Annotated in this window: 8 protein-coding genes; 1 reads left to right on the top strand and 7 read right to left on the bottom strand. The window is 68.1% G+C overall.

All coding sequences use genetic code 11. From position 1 onward, the window contains the following. Positions 1 to 144 precede the first annotated feature (144 nt). The 3 genes from J8I35_RS34150 to J8I35_RS34140 all read right to left on the bottom strand — a co-directional run bounded on the left by J8I35_RS34150 (position 145) and on the right by J8I35_RS34140 (position 2,487). A complete protein-coding gene (locus tag J8I35_RS34150; protein ID WP_209929370.1) occupies positions 145 to 618 on the bottom strand; it encodes an NUDIX hydrolase in 474 nt (157 codons plus the stop codon). A gap of 8 nt (positions 619 to 626) precedes the next feature. Then, positions 627 to 1,013 (bottom strand): hypothetical protein, encoded by a 387-nt coding sequence (locus J8I35_RS34145; protein WP_209929369.1) that lies wholly within the window; start codon positions 1,011 to 1,013, stop codon positions 627 to 629. Between the two features lie 124 nt (positions 1,014 to 1,137). Next, positions 1,138 to 2,487: a cytochrome c peroxidase gene (locus J8I35_RS34140; protein WP_209929368.1), complete on the bottom strand. Its 1,350-nt coding sequence runs from the start codon at positions 2,485 to 2,487 to the stop codon at positions 1,138 to 1,140. Positions 2,488 to 2,708: 221 nt separating this feature from the next. On the opposite strand from J8I35_RS34140, the gene J8I35_RS34135 reads away from it, so the two are divergent. Next, the gene (locus J8I35_RS34135) at positions 2,709 to 4,295 is read left to right on the top strand and encodes an acid phosphatase (RefSeq protein WP_209929367.1); all 1,587 of its coding nucleotides are present in this window, start codon (positions 2,709 to 2,711) and stop codon (positions 4,293 to 4,295) included. A 121-nt stretch (positions 4,296 to 4,416) separates the two neighbouring features. Here J8I35_RS34135 and J8I35_RS34130 read toward each other — a convergent pair whose 3' ends face one another. The 4 genes from J8I35_RS34130 to J8I35_RS34115 are packed head-to-tail and all read right to left on the bottom strand — an operon-like array spanning position 4,417 to position 8,004. After that, positions 4,417 to 5,919, bottom strand: coding sequence for an alginate export family protein (locus J8I35_RS34130; RefSeq protein WP_209929366.1), 1,503 nt, complete (start codon positions 5,917 to 5,919; stop codon positions 4,417 to 4,419). Further along, positions 5,916 to 6,614 (bottom strand): YoaK family protein, encoded by a 699-nt coding sequence (locus J8I35_RS34125; protein WP_209929365.1) that lies wholly within the window; start codon positions 6,612 to 6,614, stop codon positions 5,916 to 5,918. The genes J8I35_RS34130 and J8I35_RS34125 overlap by 4 nt, the downstream gene beginning before the upstream one ends. After that, a complete protein-coding gene (locus J8I35_RS34120; RefSeq protein WP_209929364.1) occupies positions 6,611 to 7,525 on the bottom strand; it encodes a glyoxalase in 915 nt (304 codons plus the stop codon). The genes J8I35_RS34125 and J8I35_RS34120 overlap by 4 nt, the downstream gene beginning before the upstream one ends. Before the next feature lie 26 nt (positions 7,526 to 7,551). Continuing rightward, on the bottom strand, positions 7,552 to 8,004 hold the full coding sequence (locus J8I35_RS34115) for a DoxX family protein (RefSeq protein WP_209929363.1): 453 nt from the start codon (positions 8,002 to 8,004) through the stop codon (positions 7,552 to 7,554). Positions 8,005 to 8,152: the final 148 nt, after the last annotated feature.

Here is an 8,152-nt window from a genome sequence, read left to right as displayed (position 1 = left end):
CGATCGGGCCGTCAAGTCCCGTCCTGCTCGTTATGCTGTCCGGTTCCTCAGAAAGAACCTTAACTGAACGGCATTAGGCTCGAGGGCCGGTTTTTTCATGGGCGGGCGCCGAAGGACGGCAGACGTGGAAGCCGCGGCGCCCGTTCACGCACCCGACAATCGCCGATGCAACTCCACCAGCGACAGCTTCGTACGAAACAGCCGCGCGAGACTGCGGCTCGCATAGGTGTCGACGTCGCCCGGCAAGGTCCAGCGGTACGCGTCCATCTCGGGAATCATCGAGCCGTCGCGACGGCTCGGAAACAGCGACGTACACGTGCACTGCGCGGGATCGATCTCGCCGTCGGCCACCTGCACCGCGAACAGGTGCAGATCCTTGTCGCGCCGGTACGCGAAGCGGCCCAGATCGAGCAAGCGCGCCGGCGCGAACTCGATGCCGGTTTCCTCGAGCAGTTCGCGCAGCGCGGCGTCGGCCGGCGTCTCGCCCGGCTCGCCCTGCCCCTTCGGGATGTCCCAGTGCGTGGTGTCCGTCGCGTGCGCGAGGAACACGCGGCCATCCGCATCGAGGATCACGACGCCGCACGACACCGTGCGCGGCGCGCCGCCCCGCTTCGTCACGTGCGTGCTCAGCGCTTCTGCAGCTGCCACTTGCCCGCGGCCGTCTTGCAGTAGACGGGCTTGAGCGTCATCGTCTGGCCCTTCGCGGCGATTTCGGTCGCGATTTCGCGGCAGGTCTTGCCGTCCGTCTCGGTCGTGCTCGGCGTGAGCTTCGCGTCGATCTGCGTGCCGCGGCCGCTGCTCTGCCATGTCGTGGTTTCGCCGTCCTTGCCTTCGTCGCGCGCCTGCACGACCGCCTTGGACAGCGACGCGCGATCGGTCTTGCTGAAATAGCTGATCGGCGTGTCGTTCAGGAAGTTCAGGTTGTTCTGTGCATGGGCGGGCAGCATCGCGGCTGCGCACGCGGCGCCGGCCAGCACGCGCGTGACGACGGAAAGGGATGCACGCATCGACATGTTTTTCTCCTTGGATGTTCGATCGAACGGCGTGGCGCAAGCCGGCGAACCGGGGGCCGGCCCTCCGGCGCGCGCCACGACCGTCAGCGAGCGAGCATAGCATGCGTGCTGCGGTGAACGCCTTCTACGGCTTGGCTAACGCGGCCGTTTGCTGATATCCGTCAGTCAGCGTGCCGAGGAACGCGATCACATCCTTGATCTCGGCCGCGTTCAGCGCCGGCGGGTCGCCGCGCTTGCGGTCGAACGGCGGCTCGCGGTTGATGTTCGGCCAGTAGCGCTTCGGCAAATCGTCGTAGATCTGCACCTTGCCGTGCACGACCGGGTAGAACTTCTCCGGATGGATGTCGCGCTCGACGTAGAAGCGCATCACGTCCTCGAGCGAGTGATAGACGCCGTTGTGAAAGAACGTCTTGCGCAGCGCGACGTTGCGCAGCGACGGCGTGCGGAACAGCCCGCAGAATTCGTCGCGCCCCTTCAGGTCGGTGCGTTCGGGGCCGCAGGCGCCGAGATCGTGGAAGCGCGGGTCGCGATTGATGGGCAGCGCACGGTTGCGCGGCACCGCGATCGCGATCAGCCCGAAATCGCTGAACTGCGGCGGGCCGCCTTCGAGCGTGCGCTGGCTGATGTGACAGCTCGCGCAGTTGCCCTTCTTCTCGTCGTTGAACAGCTGCAGCCCGTGCAGCTCCGCGGGCGTGAGCTGTGCGTGGCCGGCCAGATACGCGTCGTATTTGCTCGTGTACGGATCGAACAGCGCCGGCTGCTGCTGGAATGCGTCGAGCGCGCGGAGCACCGCACCGAACGTCGCCTGGTCATCGCCGAGCACCGTTTCGCCGAACGCCTTGCGGAATGCATCGGCATACGGCGCGGCGCGAACCGCCTTCGCGACCCGTGCGGGCGAACTGCTCATCTCGAACGGCGACGTGAGCGGAATGCGCGCCTGCGCATCGCGCGTATCGACGCGACCGTCCCAGGTCAATCCGCCGGTCGGACCCGCGTCGATGCTTTCGTCCCCTTCGTCCGGCGAATCGTGGAAGTGCTCGCTGAACGGCGGGATGCCGCGCAGGTACTTCAGCGACGGCACCGCGCGAAAGCCGGTACGGTGCATGTCGTCGCCGCCGAGCTGCGCCGACAGCGCGTTCGGCGGCCCGAACGCATGCTCGGCGCTGTGGCACGACGCGCAAGCGAGCTTGCCGGACCCGGACAGCGACGGATCGAAGAACAGCTGCTTGCCGAGCGCCGTCATCTGCTTCACGCCCTCGAACACCTGCGCGCGCGTCTGCGGCTGGCCGGCCGGCGCGACCGCCGGGCTGGCCGGCGCGGCCTGGGCCGCCGGTACGACGGACGCGGCCGATGCAGTCGTGCCGGGCTGCGCATCGCAACCGGCGAGCGCCGCGAGCGCGCCGGCCACCGCGAGCGTCGCCGCGGCAGGGATCAGCGATCGCGCGAACGCGAAGGATTTCAACAGGGTGTGCATTCGTTGTGCGGGTAGCGGTGGGCAATCGGCCGGAGCTTATGTCAGTTCCGTGACCGTTCAATGACGTTCCACCGACAGTCAATTGAAAGCGCCCCTACACCCGGCTGTCAAATCGGTTCCAGATAATGCGCGCAGCCGGGCGGTACCGCGAGGTTCGTGCGCCGGCCCTTCCGCCACCCGGTTCCCACACGCGACCAACGACGAATGAGAGAGAACATCGCATGAAGAAGCACGCCTGGATTCGCTACACGCCGATCGCCCTCGCGGCCGCGCTCGGCCTGACCGCCTGCGGCGGCGACGACGTTACGCAACAGGGCCTGTCGGCCGTCAAGAACGTCGTCGTGATCTACGCGGAAAACCGCAGCTTCGACAACCTGTACGGCAACTTCCCGGGCGCGAACGGTCTGCAGAACGCGACGGCCGCGAACTCGGTGCAGAAGGACCGCGACGGCTCGACGATGGCGACGCTGCCGAAGATCTGGGGCGGCCTGACCGCGACCGGCATCACGCCGGCGGTGACCGAGGCGATGACGGCGAACCTGCCGAACGCGCCGTTCGCGATCGACGATCCGAACGGCTTCAACCAGTCGATGAGCATCGCGACGCGCGACATCGTGCACCGCTTCTACCAGGACCAGATGCAGATCAACGGCGGCAAGAACGACATGTACGCCGCATGGACCGACGCGGGCGGCCTGACGATGGGCCATTACACGGCCGATCCGTCGAAGCTGCCGCTGTGGAAGATCGCGCAGCAGTACGTGCTCGCCGACAACTTCTTCATGGGCGCGTTCGGCGGTTCGTTCCTGAACCACCAGTACCTGGTCTGCGCGTGCGCGCCGTACTACCCGAACGCCGACAAGAGCCCGGCGGCCGGCAAGATCGCAGTCCTGAACGCCGACGGCAAGTCGCTGAAGGTCGCGACGAACTCGCCGGCCTCCGCGCTGAGCGGCCCGCCGAAGTTCGTCAACGACGGCGCGCTGACGCCCGACTTCTACGGCATCAACACGATGCAGCCGGCGTATCAGCCGAGCGGCAACAAGGCGGCCGCGGGCGGCGACCCGCTGCTCGCAGACCCGGCCAATCCGTCGACGATGCCGCCGCAGACGGCGACCAACATCGGCGACCTGATGACCAACGCGGGCGTGTCGTGGGCGTGGTATGCCGGCGCGTGGGGCCAGGCGCTGCAGGCGAGCCAGAACGGCACGTCGAACGTGATCTACGGCGCCGACCTGTCGACGCCGAACTTCCAGCCGCACCACCAGCCGTTCAATTACTTCGCGAACCAGGCGCCGGGCACCGCGAGCCGTGCGCAGCACCTGCTCGACGGCGGCGCGAACGGCGCCGAGTTCATCAAGGCGATCGATGCGGGCGCGTTGCCGCAGGTCACGTTCTACAAGCCGCAAGGCAACCTGAACGAGCACCCGGGCTACACGGACGTCACGTCCGGCGATCAGCACATCGCCGACGTGATCGCGCACCTGCAGGCCAGCCCGCAGTGGAAGAACATGGTCGTGGTCGTCACGTACGACGAAAACGGCGGCTTCTGGGATCATGCGACGCCGCCGAATGCCGATCGCTGGGGCCCGGGCACGCGCATTCCGGCGCTGATCGTGTCGCCGTATGCGAAGAAGGGCTTCGTCGACCACACGCAGTACGACACGGGCTCGATCCTGCGCTTCATCACGCGCCGCTTCTCGCTGCCGCGCCTCGCGGGCCTGCAGCAGCGCGACGACGCGCTGAAGGCGAACGGCGCGCAGCCGATGGGCGACCTGACGAACGCGCTCGCGCTGTCGCCGAACCTGTAACGGCATCGCCGTCACCGCGAACGGGCCGGCCCATGCTACCGGCCCGGACGAACGAAGGGCAGCCCCGCAGTTCACGGGGCTGCCCTTTTTCATGCCGCGTGCGGGTGGCCGCGCGCCGCCGTCACCAGCCGTACTTCAGCTCGACGCCGACGTAATCGGCGTTGTGCCCGCCCGCCTGCCGGATCGCGTCGCCGACCTGGAAGTGCACGGCCTCCACCGCACCGATCAGGTTCGCGGCGATCGTCCAGTCCGCGCGCAACTGCACGTACATCCCCGTCCACAACCCGCCCTTGCCCGCCGTGCCCGGCACCGGGATGTTCGGCTGCTGATAGACGGCGTCGCCGGTCGTCTCGCGCCACTGGAAGCCCAGCGCGCCGAGCAGCGACAGGTTCGCCGACGGTTTCAGCGTCACGGACGGCTTCACGTGAATCAGGTTCGCGTAGCTCGTATAGCCGGCCAGCGTGAAGTAATAGCCGTTCGGAAACAGCGGATTGAAGGTGCCGACGCGGCCGTCGTGCGGATGCCGGTCGCCCGACGCCGCGTCGACCTGCAGCGCGATGCGCGGCGACCACGGCGCGTCGAGCCTGTAGCCGGCGATCGAACCGACGGCCCACGCGCCGATCGTGGCGTTGCCGACCGTGCCGGTCTGAAGCATCGTCTCGAGATCCCAGTCGAAGCGCCCGTGCGTGCCCGTGTAGCGGACGTCCCATACGTCGCGATGCTCGGGGCCGCTCGCATCTAGGAAACGCGCGCTGCTGCGGTTGTAGCGCGACCAGTAGCCGGACAGGTCGCCCGGCCCGACCGACTGTCGCTCGAAGCGCACGCCGCTGAACGTGAGGTCGCGATTCGACACGTCGTCGAAATCGGACGCGTCGCGGTTCTGCACCGGCTGCGTCGCATAGCCGATGAAGCGCCACTTGCCGTATTCGTAATCGGCCCACACCGCATCGAACGCCAGCCGCACGTTCGGGCCGTCGCGCGCGGCGATGAAGCGCTGCAAATCGAACGCCATCTCCTGCCGACCGACGCGGAACTTGACCGTGCCACCGCCGAGCGCGCCCGTGTAGGTCGCGAACGCCTGTTCGAGATCGAGCGGGTTCTTGTCGACCGGCGACACCGTGTTCTTGCCGAACGCGCGTGCGTCCTGCAATTGCGCGAAGAACTGCCAATGCGGGCCGAGATGCGCATCGGCGTGCACTTCGACGCGCTGGATCACGTACGTATCCGATTGCGCGGCGCCGATGCCGAACAGCGGCGCGTCGTTGGTCTCGAGCCGCTCGCGCAGGTTCACGCCGAGCGACAGATAGGACTGCGGATCGTGGCCGAGCGGGATGTATTTGAGCCCGTCGAGCGGCTCCTGCGGCACGCAGGGACTCGCGAGCACCGACCAGTCTTCCTGCCAACGATTGAACAGGACGGTCGGGCGTTTGGCGGTGCACGTCGATGCGGCGGTCGCCGTGGACGTCGAGGCCGGCGCCGGTTCTTGCGTCGAAGTCGAGGTCGACGCAGCCGCCGTTTCCGCGAACGCCGCGTTGGCGCCCGCGCACAGCAGGCCCGCGACGATCGACGCGCGCGCGGCCCGCTCGAAGCGGCGGCCGTGGCGTCGCCTGCGCCGCTCGATCATGCACGCTCCTGCGTCGGGGTACCGGCCGCTTGCGCGGCGCACAGCGCAAGCGTCGCGAGCGCGCCGACGGGCGCCAGCAGCGCCAGGAACCCGACGTAGCGGAACCCGAGCGCACCGCCCGCCGCGCCGAGCGCGAACGCGACGATCGCCGGCAGCATCTTCGCAAAGCGTGCGCGTGCGGTGGCGCGCACGCTGTCCGCCGTGCCGGGCGACAGCATGTCGATGGCATCGAGAATCGCCTGCGTGACGTTGCCGGTCATCACCGTGTTCGGCACGCCGCCCGTGCGTGCGATCACGCGCGGATGCGCGTTCTGCACGCCCATCGCGAACGTGCCGACGATGCCGGCCACGAGCGCCGCCACGCTGTCGGGCTGCGTGACGGGCGTCGCCCACACGCCGGCCGCGCAGAAGCCGAGCAGCAGCACGGCCTGCACCGTGTGCAGCACGCGCGTGCCCTGCCACGCGGGCCGCGCGGCCATCGACCGCGCGATCAGGCTGCTCGCGATCACGCCGCATACGAACGCCGGAAACACGCTGAGCTTCAGTATGACGCCCTGCCCGAAGCCCGCGAGGCCCGCGCCGATCAGCACGAAGTTGCCGGTCACGTGCGCGGTGAACAGCCCGAACAGCGCGACGAAGCTCAGCGTGTCGACGAAGCCGGCCACCGCGGCGAGAATCGTGTCCTCGTGCTTCATCGCGCTACGCTCGCGTGGATTTCGGCGACGTAGCCGCCCGGGAACTGCACGAGCGCCGCGTCGCGGCCGTCCGACTTGAACGGCGGCACCAGCACCGTCACGCCCGCGCCTTCGGCCTGCTTCAGCGTCGCCGCGAGATCGGCGACTTCGTAGCCGGTCATTTCGCGCCCGAACGGGTAAGGCAGATGGCCGTCGGTCACCAGCACGGTCATCTTGCCGAAGCCCGATTCGATGCGAATCCGGCGGTACGTATCGTCCGGCCGGCCGATCTCGATGCCCGGCGCCTTCAGGTTGTCGGACACCACCTTGCCTTTCGAGAACTTGACGAAGTCGTGCACGAATTTGCGGACGCTTTGCGGCGACACGTACACGCGATTCTCGGGGACGGTCTGCAGCGCGTCGTAATTCGGCGCCTGCGTGTGCCAGTACAGCTGCATGTTCACGCCGCCCGCCCACGTGACGATCGCGTCGCGACCGATCGGATCGGGGAACGTGTCGACGATCACGTCGGCGCCGTGCTCGCGTGCGGACTTCACGGCGACGTCCATGTCGGTCACGAGATAGCCGGTACGCTCCGCGCAGAACGGATACGGGATCGGCGTCTTGAAGCCGAACACCGAAATCGTGCCGACCGGCGTCAGCACGAGTTGCGACATCGTCTGGCTCGGCGTCGGCGTGACCTGGAACACGCCCTGCTTCGACTTCTTGCCGCCGAACGTCGCGACGAAGCTGTCGGTGAAGCGATCGAAGTCTTCGGGTGCGACGCACACGTGCGTCGTGTCGTACTGCGGACCGACCGCCACCGTCGGCACGACCGCGGGGGGCGCCGGCGGTTTCGCGAACGTCACGGGGGCGACGGCCAGGCCGCCCGCGAGCGTCGCGGCGAGCAGCACGGAACGAACGGATTTCATCACAGGGTTTCCTGGTTGTTGCATCGTCATCGAATGGAACCGCCATCATCGGCCGATTGCCGCGCATCGTCGAGCACGGTCGCGAGCACGAGTGCCGCGATCAGCCCGAGATGCTCGAAAAAGCTGTTGAGCGCCATGAAGTGTTCGGCACCCGAACGGTTCCAGAAATCGTTCGCCACGACCATCGCGACGAGCGTCAGCATGCCAAGGCTGCCGGCGCCCAGCCACGTGAAACAGCGAAACACCACGCACAGCGAGCCCGCGATCTCGACCGCGATCGCGAGCGCCGCCCACAGTGCGGCCGGCTGCAGGCCGACATGCGCCTGCTCCGCGACCGCGGCGGGGAAGTCGAGCGCCTTCGCGACGCCGCCGAGCAGATAGGCGGACACCAGCGCGACGCGCGCGAGTGGCAGGACCCATGGTTGCGCGAGCAGCGCGCGGATCCACGCGGGGGTGCGGTAGACGGTGCGCGTCGTCATGTCAGATCGCCCAGCACGAACAACCGAACGCGCCCCAGAAGCCCTTCGCGTCCGACGTCGGCAACGTGCTCGCCCATGCGCTCGCGTGCGCATGCTGGTGAAGGTTGCATTCGTTCGCGCAGCCGCACATCGCGGCGGCCGCTGCCGC

The sequence above is a fragment of the Burkholderia sp. CpTa8-5 genome (genome assembly GCF_017815045.1).
GTDB classification, from domain to species: Bacteria; Pseudomonadota; Gammaproteobacteria; order Burkholderiales; family Burkholderiaceae; genus Burkholderia; species Burkholderia sola.
The sequence above is the reverse complement of the archived record's forward strand: the minus strand, read 5'-3'. Positions and strand labels throughout refer to the sequence as shown.